The sequence below is a fragment of the Bradyrhizobium sp. OAE829 genome (assembly GCF_040546575.1).
Lineage (GTDB): Bacteria > Pseudomonadota > Alphaproteobacteria > Rhizobiales > Xanthobacteraceae > Bradyrhizobium.
Map to the genome: position 1 here is coordinate 4819786 of NZ_JBEPOE010000001.1, position 15724 is coordinate 4835509.

Annotated in this window: 15 protein-coding genes; 7 read left to right on the forward strand and 8 right to left on the reverse strand. The window is 64.0% G+C overall.

Annotation, left to right across the window (positions count from 1 at the left end):
* Positions 1-28 precede the first annotated feature (28 nt).
* The gene (gene rpmF / locus ABIE49_RS23260; RefSeq protein ID WP_027540899.1) at positions 29-214 is read left to right on the forward strand and encodes a 50S ribosomal protein L32; all 186 of its coding nucleotides are present in this window, start codon (positions 29-31) and stop codon (positions 212-214) included.
* A gap of 143 nt (positions 215-357) precedes the next feature.
* Entirely contained in the window at positions 358-993 is a 636-nt protein-coding gene (locus tag ABIE49_RS23265; protein ID WP_192736546.1) for a hypothetical protein, read from the forward strand.
* A 26-nt stretch (positions 994-1019) separates the two neighbouring features.
* On the opposite strand, the gene ABIE49_RS23270 is transcribed toward ABIE49_RS23265, so the two are convergent.
* Positions 1020-1307, reverse strand: coding sequence for a hypothetical protein (locus ABIE49_RS23270; protein WP_249133637.1), 288 nt, complete (start codon positions 1305-1307; stop codon positions 1020-1022).
* A 230-nt stretch (positions 1308-1537) separates the two neighbouring features.
* Between ABIE49_RS23270 and ABIE49_RS23275 the strand changes: the two genes are divergently transcribed.
* Entirely contained in the window at positions 1538-3229 is a 1692-nt protein-coding gene (locus ABIE49_RS23275) for an EAL domain-containing protein (protein WP_192736445.1), read from the forward strand.
* 187 nt (positions 3230-3416) lie between these two features.
* Here the strand turns inward: ABIE49_RS23275 and phaR are convergent, their stop codons facing one another.
* Positions 3417-4016, reverse strand: a complete 600-nt coding sequence (phaR, locus tag ABIE49_RS23280) for a polyhydroxyalkanoate synthesis repressor PhaR (protein ID WP_192736446.1) — start codon at positions 4014-4016, stop codon at positions 3417-3419.
* Between the two features lie 315 nt (positions 4017-4331).
* Between phaR and ABIE49_RS23285 the strand changes: the two genes are divergently transcribed.
* The 3 genes from ABIE49_RS23285 to yddG all read left to right on the forward strand — a co-directional run bounded on the left by ABIE49_RS23285 (position 4332) and on the right by yddG (position 7497).
* Complete coding sequence (locus ABIE49_RS23285) at positions 4332-5510, forward strand: acetyl-CoA C-acetyltransferase (RefSeq protein WP_192736447.1); 1179 nt, start codon at positions 4332-4334, stop codon at positions 5508-5510.
* Between the two features lie 229 nt (positions 5511-5739).
* Positions 5740-6465 (forward strand): acetoacetyl-CoA reductase, encoded by a 726-nt coding sequence (phbB, locus tag ABIE49_RS23290; RefSeq protein ID WP_192736448.1) that lies wholly within the window; start codon positions 5740-5742, stop codon positions 6463-6465.
* Positions 6466-6621: 156 nt separating this feature from the next.
* Positions 6622-7497, forward strand: coding sequence for an aromatic amino acid exporter YddG (gene yddG / locus ABIE49_RS23295; RefSeq protein ID WP_192736548.1), 876 nt, complete (start codon positions 6622-6624; stop codon positions 7495-7497).
* A gap of 92 nt (positions 7498-7589) precedes the next feature.
* On the opposite strand, the gene ABIE49_RS23300 is transcribed toward yddG, so the two are convergent.
* Positions 7590-8036, reverse strand: coding sequence for a cupin domain-containing protein (locus ABIE49_RS23300; RefSeq protein WP_192736449.1), 447 nt, complete (start codon positions 8034-8036; stop codon positions 7590-7592).
* Positions 8036-8803 carry a hydroxyacylglutathione hydrolase gene (gene gloB / locus ABIE49_RS23305; RefSeq protein WP_192736450.1) on the reverse strand — a complete coding sequence of 256 codons (768 nt, stop codon included), beginning with the start codon at positions 8801-8803 and terminating at the stop codon, positions 8036-8038. The genes ABIE49_RS23300 and gloB overlap by 1 nt, the downstream gene beginning before the upstream one ends.
* A 208-nt stretch (positions 8804-9011) precedes the next feature.
* On the opposite strand from gloB, the gene ABIE49_RS23310 reads away from it, so the two are divergent.
* Entirely contained in the window at positions 9012-9749 is a 738-nt protein-coding gene (locus tag ABIE49_RS23310) for a methyltransferase domain-containing protein (RefSeq protein WP_192736451.1), read from the forward strand.
* Between the two features lie 63 nt (positions 9750-9812).
* On the opposite strand, the gene ABIE49_RS23315 is transcribed toward ABIE49_RS23310, so the two are convergent.
* The 4 genes from ABIE49_RS23315 to ptsP form a co-directional block, all read right to left on the reverse strand.
* Entirely contained in the window at positions 9813-10574 is a 762-nt protein-coding gene (locus ABIE49_RS23315) for a DUF4167 domain-containing protein (RefSeq protein ID WP_192736452.1), read from the reverse strand.
* A 531-nt stretch (positions 10575-11105) separates the two neighbouring features.
* Complete coding sequence (prmC, locus tag ABIE49_RS23320) at positions 11106-11990, reverse strand: peptide chain release factor N(5)-glutamine methyltransferase (RefSeq protein ID WP_192736453.1); 885 nt, start codon at positions 11988-11990, stop codon at positions 11106-11108.
* Positions 11991-12186: 196 nt separating this feature from the next.
* Positions 12187-13266, reverse strand: a complete 1080-nt coding sequence (prfA, locus tag ABIE49_RS23325) for a peptide chain release factor 1 (protein WP_192736454.1) — start codon at positions 13264-13266, stop codon at positions 12187-12189.
* A 54-nt stretch (positions 13267-13320) separates the two neighbouring features.
* Positions 13321-15588 carry a phosphoenolpyruvate--protein phosphotransferase gene (gene ptsP, locus ABIE49_RS23330; protein WP_192736455.1) on the reverse strand — a complete coding sequence of 756 codons (2268 nt, stop codon included), beginning with the start codon at positions 15586-15588 and terminating at the stop codon, positions 13321-13323.
* Between the last annotated feature and the right edge of the window lie 136 nt (positions 15589-15724).

Sequence of the window (15724 nt, forward strand, 5' to 3'; positions counted from 1 at the left end):
CCTCCGACAACACCCCTAGAGGACCGTTATGGCCGTTCCCAGAAGAAAAACATCGCCCTCGCGGCGTGGCATGCGCCGCTCGGCGGACGCCCTGAAGAAGCCGACCTATGCCGAAGACAAGGATTCGGGCGAATTGCGCCGTCCGCACCACCTCGACCTGAAGACCGGCATGTACAAGGGCCGGCAGGTTCTGAAGGCCAAGAAGGAATCCTGATCGGGCCCAGGCTTGGCGCGGCGATTCAGCCGTGCCTGCCTGAATTCGGCCAACGGATGGGGTAAGACGGTTCCGGTGGCGAAGCGCGATGCTTCGCCTCAGGAGCGTTCAAGTTTCCTTTAGTTAAGGCCTTGCCGATGTCCATGGTCGGATTTCCGCTACTCCTGATTCCGCTCGCGATCTACAACATCATCGCCTTCCTGATGCCGGAGGTTTCCTTCGGCGTTACGCTTTTCAAGCTGACGCTGATGTCGGGCGTGGAATGGCAGGTGACGCTGAGCGACGTCCTGATCGCTGTCGGCATCTTCCTGTTGATGTTCGAAGTCATCAAAGGCGCGCGTCCCGGCGCGAAATATCTCACCGACCATCTGCTGTCGCTGATCGTGTTCGGTGCGGCCGCTGCCGAATTCGTGCTGTGGCCGAAGTTCGGCACCTCGACCTATTTCCTGCTGACGGCGCTCGCGCTGGTCGACTTCCTGTCCGGTCTTGCCTTGCGCACGCGGCGTCGCGCGGTCGCGGCGCCGGCGGTGTCCGCCAAGGGCACCAGAAAACCCGAGCCGCAGGTCGAGCCCCCAGTGGCCGAGCCGAAGCCTGAACCTGCGCCGGCACAAGCGACAGCGCCGCCCGCGGCATCGGTCGCTGAATCAGTGTTGCTGGATCGCCCGGAACCGGCGCCCGCGCCTGAAGTCGCGCCCCATGCGGCCTCGCCGGAAGTCCCCTCGCCGGGGATACAGCCGGGTAGCGGTGCGACACCGTCCCCGGACAAGCCGCCGCGCTGACCGGTCGTCGGATCAGATTGCTTGCTTCAGATGACCTGCCGGGTCCGCCGTGCCACGCTGCGGCGTTCCTGCGGGTGTGCGCCATAGGCCGCCTGCGCATCCTCGATCGAGGCACGTCGCATGCAGCGCGTCTGTGGGGCCTGGTCGGCGGTCGCGATCAATTGAGTCAGAAAGGTCGGGTCGGGTCGCGCCATGGTCGCTTTCCGCGACCAGTGCACCGTTTGGGTCACCGGCACGAGCGCGACACAGGCCGGCGCGTCGGCGTCGGAGACGTCTACGTCCAAAATATCTTCTGATCGTTCGGTATCGAGCATCGCACTGAACCGGCTAAAACTGTCACGTTTTGGGACGTGACACCCTACTTTGATCTGCTCCTCGCAAGGCCTATGCCGATGCGTCCTGGTTGGTTCCCTCAAGGTTTGCGACAGCCGTAAAACGTGGTTTCCAGATTATTTATGAACTTTGCCTAGCCTCTGATTCGATAGAACCACTATCCTCAGGCTAGCCAGAATCACCGTGCCTGTCCCGAATCGAGGCGACTTTGATGTCTGCTGTCCCGCAAGCCTCCAGCATCCTCGCTTCGCTCGGGCAGGCCACGTTCGTCTGGGATGTCGCCGCTGATAGCATCGCCTGGAGCGGCAACGCCGCCTCCGTCTTTACCGACATCGCCCCGGAAGCGCTGGCGAGCGGCGCCGCGTTCGCCAAGCTGATCGAGCCGAAAGGGTCGATCCGGTCAGACGCGCTGGGTCACACGGCCCCGGCACGCGGTGGCGAGGGTGTCGCCTACCGGGTCGAATATGGCGTGCGGGCCTCGACCTCCGCGCCGGTGATCTGGATCGAGGAAACCGGCTGCTGGTTCGCCGGCGCCGACGGCAAGCCGGCGCGCGCGCAAGGCGTCGTCCGCGTCGACAATGAGCGCCGCGCCCGCGACGAGCAACTCGTGCGGCTCTCGCGGCACGACCCGCTGACCGGCGAACTCAATCGCACCCATTTGATCGCCGCGCTCGCCGAGGCGATCGAGGAAGCCGCGCGCTTCCGCTCGTCCTGTGCCTTCATGCTGATCGGCATCGACCATCTGGCGCGCATCAACGACGCTTTCGGCTTCGATGTTGCCGATGGCGTGATCGCGGAAGTCGGAAAACGCATTCGTGCGCGGCTGCGCGGCGGCGACGTGCTCGGGCGATTCTCCGGCAACAAGTTCGGGCTGATCTTGCGCAACTGCACCGTCGACGACACCAATGTCGCGGCCGAGCGGTTTCTCGCCGGTATTCGTGACGAGGTGGTGCCGACCGTATCAGGACCGGTGTCGGTAACGGCGTCGATCGGCGCGATCAGCATCCCGCGTTACGCCCGCAGCGCCGATGAGGCGGTCACCCGCGCCCAGGAAACGCTGGATGGCGCCAAGAGCCGCCGCGCCGGATCATTTTCGCTGTGGAAGCCGAATGTCGAGCGCGACGCGCAGCGCCGCGTCAACATCCGCGTCACCGATGAAATCGTCACCGCGCTGAACGAGCGCCGGATCGTGACCGCGTTCGAGCCGGTGGTCGAGGCGCGCTCGCGCCAGCCGGCGTTCTACGAATGCCTGGTTCGGATGGAGCAGGACAACGGCCAGGCGTTGCTGGCACCGGATATCGTCCCCGTCGCAGAACGACTTGGCCTGATCCGGCTGGTCGATCACCGCGTGCTGGAACTCGCGGTCGCCGAACTCGCGGCGTCACCCAACGTGCAGCTCAGCCTCAACATCTCACCCGACACCACGATGGATCCGGACTGGTCGGCCTCGATCGAATCCTTGATGCGTGCGCATCCGGGCGTGGCCGAACGGCTGATCGTGGAAATCACCGAGACCGTGGCGATCCAGGATATCGACGACATCAGGGGTTTCGTCACCCGCTTGAAGAATTTCGGCAGCCGGATCGCGATCGACGATTTCGGCGCCGGCTACACCTCGTTCCGCAATCTGCGCAAGCTCGGCGTCGACATCGTCAAGATCGACGGCGCCTTCGTGCAGAACATCGCGCGCTCGGCCGATGACCGCGCCTTCGTGCAGACGCTGATTGATCTCGCGCGGCGGCTGCAGATCAAGACGGTGGCGGAATGGGTGCAGGACGAAGAGTCCGCGGTCATGCTGCGCGAATGGGGCTGCGACTATATCCAGGGCCGCCTGATCGGCCTCGCGTCACCGGAGCGGCCGTGGGCCGTGCCGGCCGAGACGGTGTTGCCGGCGGCGAGTTGAAACCTCTTGCGCTGAACTATCAGCCGTCGTCCCGGACAAGCGAAGCGCGATCCGGGACCTATACGCCGCGGCCTATCGATGAGGCGATGTGGTAGACGCCTTTGCATAACGACAAAGATTTGTGGTTATGGGTCCCGGCGTTCGCCGGGACGACTCGTGGAGAGAACAGCGCGAGCGCCGAAGCGTCTCACTCTTCCTTCTTCGGCTCTTTCGACATGCGCTCGAGGCGGTCCTGCATGTCTTTCATCTGACGGCGAAGGTCGTCGATATTGTCTTCGTTGGCCGCCGGCTCCGGCGCTTTCTCGGGTTCGGCTGACGTCACGCCGCCGCGCGGCGGCACGAACGGCTTGAACATCGAGAACGTCTGCTGAAACAGTTCCATGTTACGGCGGACGTGTTCTTCGAGCGGCGCGAATGGCGTTCCCGAGAACGTGTTGGTGAGCTGCTTGCGGAACTTTTCCTGCTCGCGCGTCAGCGTGTCGATCGATTGTTCCAGATATTTCGGAACCACCATCTGCATGCTGTCGCCGTAGAAGCGGATCAACTGGCGCAGGAACGTGGTCGGCAGCAGATTCTGCCCCGCCTTGTTTTCCTGCTCGAAGATGATCTGCGCCAGCACTGAGCGGGTGATGTCGTCACCGGTCTTGGCGTCATAGACGAGAAAATCCTCGCCATCCTTCACCATCGCTGCGAGATCCTCGAGCGTTACATAGGTGCTGGTGCCGGTATTATAGAGCCGCCGGTTAGCGTATTTCTTGATCGTGGTGGGTTGTTCTGACTTGGCCATGGCCATGGGGCTCACACAATCCATACCGAGAGCGGGGAACCCGACGGGCATCGCCGGCGGGCAGACGAGCAACGCAACGCAGCAAAGTAAGCATTTTCAATGCGGCTCGGCTACCGTTTTGTGCGGCACGGTTAATTCCAAGGCATGGGTACTGCTATGGAAACTGCCAGAGACGCTATTTTGAATGCGCCGCGGCGTGATTTTCCCCTCTGGCCGATTGACACAGGATGCCTAGGTTAACAGGATAGTCCCAAGAGACAGGCCCGCCATCCGGCCGCCCGCCGTCGAGAAACCTCAAGCTCACAGGAGATGTCCATGTCAGACGATGTCGTCATCGTCAGCGCCGCCCGCACCCCGGTCGGCAGCTTCAACGGCGCGTTCGCCACCACCCCGGCCCATGATCTTGGCGCCATTGCCATCAAGGCCGCGCTGGAGCGGGCTGGCATCGAGCCGGGCCGCGTGTCCGAAGTCATCATGGGCCAGATCCTGACCGCGGCGCAGGGCCAGAATCCCGCCCGCCAGGCCTCGATCGCGGCCGGCATCCCGGTGGAAAGCCCGGCCTGGGGCGTCAACCAGCTCTGCGGCTCGGGCCTGCGCACCGTTGCGCTCGGCTATCAGGCGCTGCTCAACGGCGATTCGGAAATCGTCGTCGCCGGCGGCCAGGAATCCATGAGCATGGCCCCGCACGCGCAATATCTGCGTGGCGGCGTCAAGATGGGCGGCCTCGAACTGGTCGACACCATGATCAAGGACGGCCTGTGGGATGCTTTCAACGGCTACCACATGGGCAACACCGCCGAGAACGTCGCGCGGCAGTACCAGATCACCCGCGCGCAGCAGGACGAGTTCGCGGTTCACTCGCAGAACAAGGCCGAGGCCGCGCAGAAGGCCGGCAAGTTCAACGACGAGATCGTCCCCGTCACCATCAAGTCGCGCAAGGGCGACATCATCGTCAGCGCCGACGAATATCCCCGCCATGGCGCCACCGTCGATGCGATGGCCAAGCTGAAGCCCGCATTCGAAAAGGACGGCACCGTCACCGCCGGCAGCGCGTCCGGCATCAATGACGGCGCCGGCGTGGTGGTGCTGATGACCGCCAAGCAGGCGGCCAAGGAAGGCAAGAAAGTTCTCGGCCGCATCGCCTCCTGGGGCCAGGCCGGCGTCGATCCCAAGATCATGGGCACCGGACCGATCCCGGCTTCCCGCGCCGCGCTGAAGAGGGCCGGCTGGAACATCGCCGATCTGGATCTGATCGAGGCCAACGAGGCGTTCGCAGCGCAGGCCTGCGCGGTCAACAAGGACCTCGGCTGGGATACGTCCAAGGTCAACGTCAATGGCGGAGCGATCGCGATCGGCCATCCCGTCGGCGCTTCCGGCGCCCGCGTGCTGGTGACGCTGCTGCACGAAATGCAGAAGCGCGATGCCAAGAAGGGCCTCGCCACGCTGTGCATCGGCGGCGGCATGGGCATCGCCATGTGCATTGCACGCGACTGAGTGCGTTGCATGCGATTGAACTAAAGGCAGTTAGGATGCGTTGTTGATGAAAACTTCATCTGTCAACCACGGCTCAAATCGATAAAACTGAAATGCCCGGTCTTGCGCCGGGCATTTTCATCTCTGGTGCGTTATCGAGTGAGTAAACGCGCCGCACTTTGAAGAGCAGGCTTCGTCAAAAGACCGGGACAATTCCGGCTCGTAAAAAGACCACCAAGGAGGACTACGCATGGCACGTGTTGCATTGGTTACGGGGGGCACGAGGGGCATTGGTGCTGCGATCAGCAAATCGCTGAAGGCGGCAGGCTACAAGGTTGCGGCGAGCTATGCCGGCAATGACGCCGCGGCTGAGAAATTCAAATCGGAGACCGGCATTCCCGTTTACAAATGGGACGTCAGCTCGTTCGACGCGTGTGCGGCCGGCGTCAAGCAGGTCGAGGCCGATCTCGGTCCGGTCGACGTGCTGATCAACAATGCCGGCATCACCAAGGACGGCGCCTTCCACAAGATGACGCTTGAGCAGTGGAACGCAGTCATCAACACCAATCTCGGCTCGCTGTTCAACATGACCCGCCAGGTGATCGAAGGCATGCGCGCCCGCAAGTTCGGCCGCGTCATCAACATCTCGTCGATCAACGGCCAGAAGGGTCAGTTCGGCCAGGTCAATTACTCGGCGGCCAAGGCCGGCGACATCGGCTTCACCAAGGCGCTGGCGCTGGAGAACGCCAAGGGCGGCATCACCGTGAACGCGATCTGCCCCGGCTACATCAACACCGAAATGGTGCAGGCGGTGCCAAAGGACGTGCTGGAGAAGAGCATCCTGCCGCTGATCCCGGTCAATCGCCTCGGCGAGCCCGAAGAAATCGCCCGCGCGGTGGTCTTCCTCGCCGCCGACGAGGCCGGCGCCATCACCGGCTCGACGCTGACGATCAACGGCGGGCAGTACATGGTGTGATTGCCGGGGTCCCACCGGATCGCTGGCAGCCACCGTATCAAGAAAGTCGTCATGCCCGGCCTGTGCCGGGCATCCACGTCTTTACAACGACGTTAGAAAAACGTGGATGGCCGGGACAAGCCCGGCCATGACGGAAAAATCTCGCACCGTGCCAAGATGACTCCCCGTACCGCCACACTTATCGGACTGACCGCGATCCTGATGTGGTCGCTGCTGTCGGTCCTGACGGTTGCGACCGGGAAAATTCCGGCGTTTCAGCTCGCGGCGATGACGTTCGCGATCGGGGCGGCGGTCGCTTTCATCAGCTTCATCTGGCGGCCCGCAGCCTTCGCCGCGTTGCGACAATCGCCGACCGCGTGGGTGGTCGGCGTCGGCGGGCTGTTCGGCTATCACGCGCTGTATTTCCTGGCGCTGCGCTTTGCGCCGCCGGCCGAAGCCGGGCTGTTGAATTATCTCTGGCCGCTCTTGATCGTGCTGTTCTCCTCGCTGTTGCCCGGCGAGCGGCTGGCGGCGCATCACATCATCGGCGCGCTGCTCGGTCTCGCCGGCACGGTGTTGCTGTTGTCAGGCAATAGCGGCGGCGGCTTTACGCCGGCCCAGATTCCGGGACTGGCCGCGGCCTTCGTCGCCGCCTTTGTGTGGGCGGCCTATTCGGTGATGTCGCGCAAGCTCAAGGCGGTGCCGACCGACGCGGTGGCCGGCTTTTGCCTCGCCACCGCACTGCTCGCGGCTCTCGTCCACGGCATGGTCGAAACCACGGTCTGGCCGGAAACGTCAGGGCAATGGCTTGCCATTGTCGCACTCGGCGTCGGTCCGGTCGGCGCTGCGTTCTTTACCTGGGACATCGGCATGAAACGCGGCGACATCCGGGTGCTGGGTGCGGCATCGTATGCGACGCCGTTACTGTCGACCGCGTTCTTGATTCTCGCGGGCTTTGCCACGGCGAGCGCCACGATCGCGATTGCCGCGATCCTGATCGCCGGCGGTGGCCTGATCGCGGCAAAAGATATGGTCTGGAAGCGAAGCCCGTAGGGGTGGGCAAAGGCGCTCTTGCGCCGTGCCCACCATCGATCCGCGATTGTAGCTCAATGGTGGGCACGCTCCGCTTTGCCCACCCTACAAAATCACTCCGGCTCCCAATCCTTCGGCGCCATCTCGAATGTCGCAAAATCAAATCCCGGTGCCACGGTGCAGCCGACCAATGTCCAGTCGCCGGTGCTCTCGGCGGCTTGCCAGGTATGCGGTGGCACAATCGCCTGCGGCTGCTCGCCTGCCGCGAGATTGGGGCCTAGTCTAAAACTCCATTGCCCGTCATCGTCGGCGATTTTCAACGTCAGCGCGCTGCCGGCATAGTAATGCCAGACCTCGACGGCATCGATGCGATGCCAGTGCGAGCGCTCGCCGCGCGCCAGCAGGAAATAGATCGCGGTGGATCGCGAACGGCCGCTGGCATCGGTGCGGGAATCACGAAACGTCTCGCGATAATGCCCGCCTTCCGGATGCGGCTTCAGCGCGAGCCGCGCGATGATCTCGGCGGCACTTGTCTCGGCAGTACTTGCCGGGAACGTCATCAGGACTTGTTCTTGCGTTCACGCAACTCGCCGAACACGTCGGCGGCGTTGGCGCCCTTCATGTGCAGCTTGGCGGCGACCGACGGCTCGTCGGCGCGCAGGAACACGTTGGCCTTCTTTTCCTCGCCGAGCAGCACCGGAATGGTCGGCTTGTTCTCCGCGCGCAACTTCGTCACTTCCGCGGCACGCGCGACCAGCGCGGCATTGTCGGGCTCGACGGTGAGCGCGAATTTGACGTTGGAGGCGGTATATTCGTGGCCGCAATAGAGTTTGAAATCATCCGGCAGCGCGCGCAGCTTCAGCAGCGAATCCCACATCATGGGATAGTCGCCTTCGAACACCCGGCCGCATCCGATCGAGAACAGCGTGTCGGCGGCGAACAGCGCTTTTTCGCTGTCGAACACATAGGAGATGTGGTCGAGCGTGTGGCCGGGCGTTTCCAGCACGCGGACCAGGAGGCTGCCTACCTTGATGACGTCGCCATGGGCGGCGCGCAGATCGACATTGGCGATCGCAGCGGATCTGTCGTGCGGGGCGACGACGCGGCAATTGTACTTCTGCTTCAGCTCGGCGACGCCGCCGACATGGTCGTGGTGGTGATGGGTGATCAGAATATCGGTCAGCGTCCAGCCTTCGCGTTCCAGCGCCTTGAGGATGGGGCCGGCTTCCGGCGCGTCGATCGAGGCGGTCGCTTTGGTCGCGGGATCGTGGATCAGATAGCCGAAATTGTCGTTGAGGCAGGTAAAGGTACGAATTTCCGAAGCCATGGTATCTCCACGAACAGTATGAGTGATTTCTTGCCTGAGCATGATCTCTTCGGAAAACCGGGGCCCGTCCCGCCATCGAAGTGCGGAGCGCGCCTTTCCCGATCAAGCTCTAACACGCCACATATGGGCAGGAAATATGGCGTTAACGCTCCTGCGGCAATGCAAATTTCCGCACCCCGCGTGGAACAGCGGCATGATAGATTGAGCCATGACCATCGACGTCATCGACCTCCGCGATTTCTATTCGCGCCGCCTCGGCATCGTGGCGCGGCAGCTGATCAATCGCGGCATCCGGGCGCGATGGCCCGATGCGGATGGGCTTCGCGTACTTGGGCTAGGTTATCCCACGCCCTATCTCGGCCTGTTTCGCGAAGATTCCGAACGCTGCATCGCGTTCATGCCTGCGGCGCAGGGCGTGCTGAAATGGCCGACGGCGCGGCCCGCGCTGGCGACCCTGATCGATGAATTCTCGATGCCGTTGCCGGACGCAGCCGTTGATCGCATCCTGCTGGTGCATGCGCTGGAAATGTCCGACGATCCGGAACGTTTGCTGCGCGAGGTGTGGCGCGTGTTGGCGCCGTCGGGGCGCCTGATTGCGGTGATTCCCAATCGCCGCGGCGTGTGGACCCGCACCGACAACACGCCGTTCGGCCATGGCCGGCCCTATTCGCGCGCGCAGATCACGCAATTGCTGCGGCAGACCTGGTTCACGCCGACGGCGTGGGGGGAGGCGCTGTTCCTGCCGCCGGTAGGCAAAGGCTGGTTCCTGCGTTCGGCGATGGCGTGGGAGCGCGTCGGTGCGGCGCTGTCGCTGCCGTTCGCCGGCGTGCACATCGTGGAGGCGACCAAGCAGGTCTACCGTGCGATTCCCGCGCATCGCGAACGCACGCGCCTGATTCCGTCGCTGCCGCCGGTGCTGGTGCCGTCGTCAACGACGCGGGCATGAAAAAGGGTGGGCACGCTTGCGCGATGCCCACCCTTTGAAAACAGCAGATAGCGCTGACGCTACCTACTCATTCCCCGGATTGAAATCTTCGCTCGGGACCGGCGCGGCGGCTGCGTTGTCGGGACGCGGGCCGTGCGGCCGGCGGCGCCGGCGCGGGAAACGTTCACCGCCGCCATTGCCTTCGAAGGCGCCGGGCGCGGCGTTCACCTGCGGCTGCGGCCCGGTGATGAAAGACGGCAGACGGTCGACGCCGCCGGTATCGGCAATCACCGGCTGCGGCTGGGGCTGCGGCTGATATTGCGGCTGCGGACGATGTTCGCGTTGCTCGCGATGATGCTCGCGCGGCTGCTGGTCGCGGTCGCGCTGGAAGGGTTGCCCCTCACGCGGCTGGAAATCGCGCTGCTGATTGTTCTCGCGGGGCACGAACGGCTGTTGCTGCTGCGGCACGAAGCCCGGCTCCTGGCCGAAATGGTTGAAGTTCTCGCCCTCGTCCTCGTGCTCCTCGGCCGGCATTTCGTTTTCGGTGCGCGGCTGCGGCTGGTTCTGCCGGAACTGTTCCTGGGCGGCAGCGATCAGGCGGAAATAATGCTCGGCGTGCTGGTAGTAATTCTCGGCCGCAACCGGGTCGCCGGATGAGCGTGCGTCACGCGCCAGCTGGACGTATTTCTCCGCAACGTGGGAGGCGGTGCCGCGAATCTTGATGTCGGGTCCGTTCGATTCGAACACCCGGGTCATCGGGTTTTGACCGCGCCGGTTATTATTATTGTTGTTATTATTGTTGTTATTCCGGTTACGCATCCGCTTGTTGTTCTGACCGTTTCTCATGTCTTGCCTTTATTCCAGCCCTGAAGTTATGCCGTTGCCGTCGTAGCCTCACCGGACCGGGCACACGACTGTGCGCACCGATTCACGGTGTCGTTCAAATTCATGACGTCGATTTCGCCAACCCTCGCGTTCAACAAGGACGCGTTCCCCAACCGCCGGCCTTCACAGCCAGCCGGACCAAATTACTTAGCCTGCCAAAACCAGCCCAACAGAAACACGCCCGACCGAAACAAGCTCAACAGCCGCTGGAGCACAGGCTCTACGTAACTGTTTTGCGTGACTGTTTCTTGCGTAGGTATTCAAGCGCAATATCAGGCTTTCGTTCGCTTTGCGGTCGAGAGCAGCACAGCTCAGGCTATTGCGCTCGATTGGACCTGCGTTTTGGAACCTTTCACTCGGCGGGCTCTCGTTTCGAGAACTCAGGCCCCCACCCGTTATTACGGGGGCGGCAACCCTGGACCGATGTTGTGAGCGGAACGTAGTCGCTCCCGGGCAATATTCCAAGCGGTTTTTTTGCGTTCCAATAGGGCCTTATCGGGGCATTTTGCCGCCCGCGACCGCCCTCGGAATGCCCGCCAGATCGGCCTTGGGGGCGCCTGCCGGGATGAGCCCCGCCGCCGCCATCAGGGCCTGGATTTGCCCGCTTTGGCCCTCCCCGGCCTCCACAACCAGGGCCGCACCCGGCGCCAGGAGCGGCGCGGCCTGGGGGATCAGCGCGCGGTAGGCATCCAGCCCGTCGGCGCCGCCATCGAGCGCCGCCAGCGGGTCGTATTCCCGGACATCGATGGCGAGACCGGCGATATCCAGCGAGCGGATATAGGGCGGGTTGGACACGATCAGGTCGAACGACCCGGTCAATCCGGACGCGTAATCGCAGGCGATGAACGTCGTCCGATCCGAGAGCCCCGCCGACGCGGCATTGGTATCGGCGGTCTGCAGGGCGGCTGGCGAAATGTCGGTGCCGAACCCGTGCGCGTTTGGCAGCTCCGACAACAACGCCAGCAAGATCGCCCCGGAGCCGGTGCCGAGGTCGGCGATACGCAATTTGCGGCTGAGCGCACCGCCAGCACGCAATAATTCCAGCGCCAGCTCGACCACCGTCTCGGTGTCAGGCCGCGGCACCAGCGTCGCCGCCGAAAGTTTTAGCGGCAGCCCCCAAAATTCCTTGTGGCCGAGAATACGCGCGACTGGCTCGCCGTGCAGGCGGCGATGCGCGAAATCTTCCAGCCGCAGTGATTGGTCTGCCGTAAGCCGCCGCTGTGCGGCCGTGATCAGGCCGGTCAGATCGAGGCCAAGCACTTCACCGACGAGCAGCCGCGCATCGATTTCGCCGGATTCGATCGCATTGGATTTGAAGCGCGCGGTGAGTATGCGCCGCGCGGTCTCGACGGTTTGTCCGGCGAAGGATTCGGTCACCTGACGACCCCGCAAAAATCCATCCATCCGTCGTCCCTGCGAACGCAGGGACCCATACGCCGCGGCCTCTCGGTGTGGGCGGTGGACGTTGACATCTCGCGCAACAACGAACGCCTGTGGTTATGGGTCCCTGCGTTCGCAGGGACGACACGGAGATTGTTGGGACGCCGCGGCCATAACCGGGACGACGAAGCGCTCACGCCGCGGCGCCCTGGGCGGCGAGCTGGGCGGCCTGATGCTCGGTCGTCAGCGCGTCGATCAATTCGCCCAGCGATTCGCCCGCGATCACCTGCGGCAATTTATAGAGCGTCAGGTTGATGCGGTGATCGGTGACGCGGCCTTGCGGGAAATTATAGGTGCGGATGCGCTCGGAGCGGTCGCCCGAGCCGACTTTTTCGCGACGGTCGGCCGCGCGGGTCGCATTGATGCGCTGCTGTTCAGCGTCATAGATGCGCGAGCGCAGGATGTTCATCGCCGAGGCGCGGTTTTTGTGCTGCGAGCGGCTGTCCTGCATCATGACCACGATGCCGGTCGGGATATGGGTGATGCGGATCGCGGATTCGGTCTTGTTGACGTGCTGGCCGCCGGCGCCCTGTGCGCGCATGGTCTCGATCCGCAAATCCTCGTTCTTGATGTCGACATCGACATCCTCGACCTCGGGCAAGACAGCAACGGTAGCCGCCGAGGTGTGGATGCGGCCCTGCGTTTCGGTGTCGGGCACGCGCTGCACGCGGTGCGCGCCGGATTCGAATTTCAGTTTGGCGAACGCGCCGCGGCCCTGCACTTCGGCGATGATTTCCTTGTAGCCGCCCATGGTGCCCTCGCTGGCGGAGATCACCTCGACCTTCCAGCCCTGCAGCGCGGCAAAACGCTCATACATCCGGAACAGGTCGCCGGCGAACAGCGAGGCCTCGTCGCCGCCGGTGCCGGCGCGGATTTCCAGCATCACGTTGCGGTCGTCCATCGCGTCTTTCGGTAGCAGCGCGACGCGGATCTTCTGCTCGAGTTCGCCAACGCGCGCCTGCAGCGTTTCGAGCTCGGCCTCCGCCATGCCGCGCATGTCAGGATCGGCGGCGGAATCCGCCAGCAACGTTTCGGTGTCTGTGATCTCGGCGCGCGCCGCGCGATAGGCCTTGACGGCATCGATCAGCGGATTGAGCTCGGCGAGCTCGCGCGTGATCTGGACGTATTTCTCCGAGCTCAATTGGCCGAGCAGCTCCGCCTCGAGCGAAGCGTGATGGGCGAGCAGGATATCGAGTTTGGCTTCGGGTAACATGTCGGAGTTCTCAATGGCGCAAAGGGAAGGGGGCGTTGCGGGGGCAGAGCCTCGCTACAACGACAACCCCTCGGCTTCCGCGAATTCCGTCAGCTTCTGCCGGATCGAGACGCTGCCGGCCGGCGCATCAAGCAGCGGCATCATGACGGCCTCGGCCTTCCTGGCATCGAGATCGAGGATCAGCGCTTTCACCGGGCCGTGCGCGGTCGCCGACAGCGACAGCGAGCGGTAACCAAGCGCGATCAGCGCCAGCGCGCCGAGCGGTTTTGACGCCATCTCGCCGCACAGCGAGGCGCTTTTCTTCGCCGCATCGGCTTTGCGCACGATGTCGCGCAAGGCCCTCAAGATCGGCGCCGACATGGTGTCGAACCGTTCGGAGACCTTGGCATTGCCGCGGTCGACCGCGAACATGAACTGGAACAGGTCGTTCGATCCGATCGAGATGAAATCGACCTTCTTCAGGAGCTCGTCCATCTGGTAAAGCAGCGCCGGCACTTCGACCATGGTGCCGACGTCGATGCGTTCGGGCAGCGCGTGGCCGTGCTGACGCAGATAGGTCAGCTCGCGCTCGACGATGGCCTTGGCCTGATCGAACTCGGCGACTTCCGAAATCATCGGGAACATGATCTTCAGCGCGCGGCCGCCGCCGGCGCGCAATAGCGCGCGAATCTGGCCGCGCAACAGGCCGGGCCGGTCGAGCCCGAGCCGGATCGCGCGCCAGCCGAGCGCGGGATTTTCCTCGATCACGGTCTCCATGTAGGGCAGCGCCTTGTCGCCGCCGATGTCGAGCGTGCGGAACGTGACCGGTTTTGATCCCGCCGCATCCAGCACCGTGCGATACAGCGCGAGCTGGTCAGAGGTGCGCGGCAGGCTCTGGCCGACCATGAATTGCAGTTCGGTGCGGAACAGCCCGATGCCGGCGCTGCCGGTGTCGTCGATATGCGGCAGGTCGATGACGAGGCCGGCATTGATCATCAGCTCGATCTTCTGGCCGTCTTTGGTCACGCAGGGCTTGTCGCGAAGCGCCGAATATTGCGCCTGCCGACGCGCGCGGAATCTCACCCGCTCGGCATAGGCCGATTCGATCTCGGCCGAAGGGCGCACATAGATCGAGCCCGAGGTGCCATCGACGATGATGGCGTCGCCGGGATCGGCGAGCCCCGGCGCGTTGGGGATTTCGCCGACCGCGGGAATGCCGAGCGCGCGCGCCACGATCGAGACGTGGGAATTGGCGGTGCCTTCCTCCAGCACGAGGCCGCGCAGGCGCTTGCGGTCATAGTCGAGCAGGGCGGCCGGGCCCATCGCGCGCGCGATCAGGATCGCGTTGTCGGGCAGCTGTTCGCGTGACGGCGCGTGGTCCTGGCCGACCAGTTGCCGCATCAGGCGGTGGCCGAGGTCCTCGAGGTCGTGCAGGCGGTCGCGCAAGTATGGATCGGTCGAACGCAGCATGCGCGCGCGGGTGTCGGACTGCACGCGCTCGACGGCGGCTTCCGCGGTGAGGCCGGTGGCGACCGCCTCGTGCAGCTTGTGCGACCAGCCATGGTCGTTGGCGAACATGCGGTAGGCTTCCAGCACCTCGCGGTGCTCGCCGCCCTCGGCGACGTCGCCGCGCTCCAGCATGCGGTCGAGATCGGCGCGCAGCTTGGTCAGCGCCGCGTCCAGCTTCTTGATTTCCTTCGGCAGGTCTTCGGCAATGTAATTGGTAATGACGACGCGCGGCTCGTGCAGCACGACGTGGCCGAGCGCGATGCCGTCGGACAGGATCGCGCCGGCCTTGTGCAGGGAATGCCGCGCCGCAGGTTCCGCGCCGGGCTGCGCCAGCGCCGCCAACTCGCCGGAGGCGATCATCTCGGCGACCACCATCGCGGTGGTCTGCAGCGCCTCGACCTCTTCCTCGACGTAAGTGCGCTTGGCGCGGTTCTGCACCACCAGCACGCCGAGCGTGTTGCCGGCGCGCAGGATCGGCACGCCGAGGAACGAATGATAGATTTCTTCGCCGGTTTCCGGGCGGAACGAGAACGCCGGGTGGGTTTGCGCGTCGGACAGGTTGAGCGGGGTGGCCTCGCTGGCGACCAGGCCGACCAGGCCCTCATGCGCGCTCAGAACCGTTCTATGGACGGCGTCGCGGTTCAGACCCTCGGTGGCGTAGAGTTCGAGTGTGTTATCGACGCGCAGCACGTAGGTCGAGCACACCTCGGCCACCATGTTGGCCGCGATCAGGACCACGATCTTGTCCAGCCGCTCCTGGGCGGAGACCTGCTCCGCCATGGTTTCGCGGAGCCGTCTCAACAAGACGCGGGGGCCTCCCGACGTGCTCCGCATCTGCCAAAATCCTCCCCCGCGAGGCCAGCGTGCCGGGTGGCCGGGCGCTGGCGTGAAACTCAACAATAGCAACAATTTTATTCATTCGGCGCCGCCGCAAGCCGCCACCAAAACCATCGTTCCCGGTCGAATCGGG

What these genes read in the sequence shown, in the direction of transcription:
- rpmF (WP_027540899.1), top strand. Translation starts at nt 29, where the DNA reads ATGGCCGTTCCCAGAAGAAAAACATCGCCCTCGCGGCGTGGCATGCGC.
- ABIE49_RS23265 (WP_192736546.1), top strand. Translation starts at nt 358, where the DNA reads ATGGTCGGATTTCCGCTACTCCTGATTCCGCTCGCGATCTACAACATC.
- ABIE49_RS23270 (WP_249133637.1), bottom strand. Translation starts at nt 1,307, where the DNA reads ATGCTCGATACCGAACGATCAGAAGATATTTTGGACGTAGACGTCTCC.
- ABIE49_RS23275 (WP_192736445.1), top strand. Translation starts at nt 1,538, where the DNA reads ATGTCTGCTGTCCCGCAAGCCTCCAGCATCCTCGCTTCGCTCGGGCAG.
- phaR (WP_192736446.1), bottom strand. Translation starts at nt 4,016, where the DNA reads ATGGCCAAGTCAGAACAACCCACCACGATCAAGAAATACGCTAACCGG.
- ABIE49_RS23285 (WP_192736447.1), top strand. Translation starts at nt 4,332, where the DNA reads ATGTCAGACGATGTCGTCATCGTCAGCGCCGCCCGCACCCCGGTCGGC.
- phbB (WP_192736448.1), top strand. Translation starts at nt 5,740, where the DNA reads ATGGCACGTGTTGCATTGGTTACGGGGGGCACGAGGGGCATTGGTGCT.
- yddG (WP_192736548.1), top strand. Translation starts at nt 6,622, where the DNA reads ATGACTCCCCGTACCGCCACACTTATCGGACTGACCGCGATCCTGATG.
- ABIE49_RS23300 (WP_192736449.1), bottom strand. Translation starts at nt 8,036, where the DNA reads ATGACGTTCCCGGCAAGTACTGCCGAGACAAGTGCCGCCGAGATCATC.
- gloB (WP_192736450.1), bottom strand. Translation starts at nt 8,803, where the DNA reads ATGGCTTCGGAAATTCGTACCTTTACCTGCCTCAACGACAATTTCGGC.
- ABIE49_RS23310 (WP_192736451.1), top strand. Translation starts at nt 9,012, where the DNA reads ATGACCATCGACGTCATCGACCTCCGCGATTTCTATTCGCGCCGCCTC.
- ABIE49_RS23315 (WP_192736452.1), bottom strand. Translation starts at nt 10,574, where the DNA reads ATGAGAAACGGTCAGAACAACAAGCGGATGCGTAACCGGAATAACAAC.
- prfA (WP_192736454.1), bottom strand. Translation starts at nt 13,266, where the DNA reads ATGTTACCCGAAGCCAAACTCGATATCCTGCTCGCCCATCACGCTTCG.
- ptsP (WP_192736455.1), bottom strand. Translation starts at nt 15,588, where the DNA reads ATGCGGAGCACGTCGGGAGGCCCCCGCGTCTTGTTGAGACGGCTCCGC.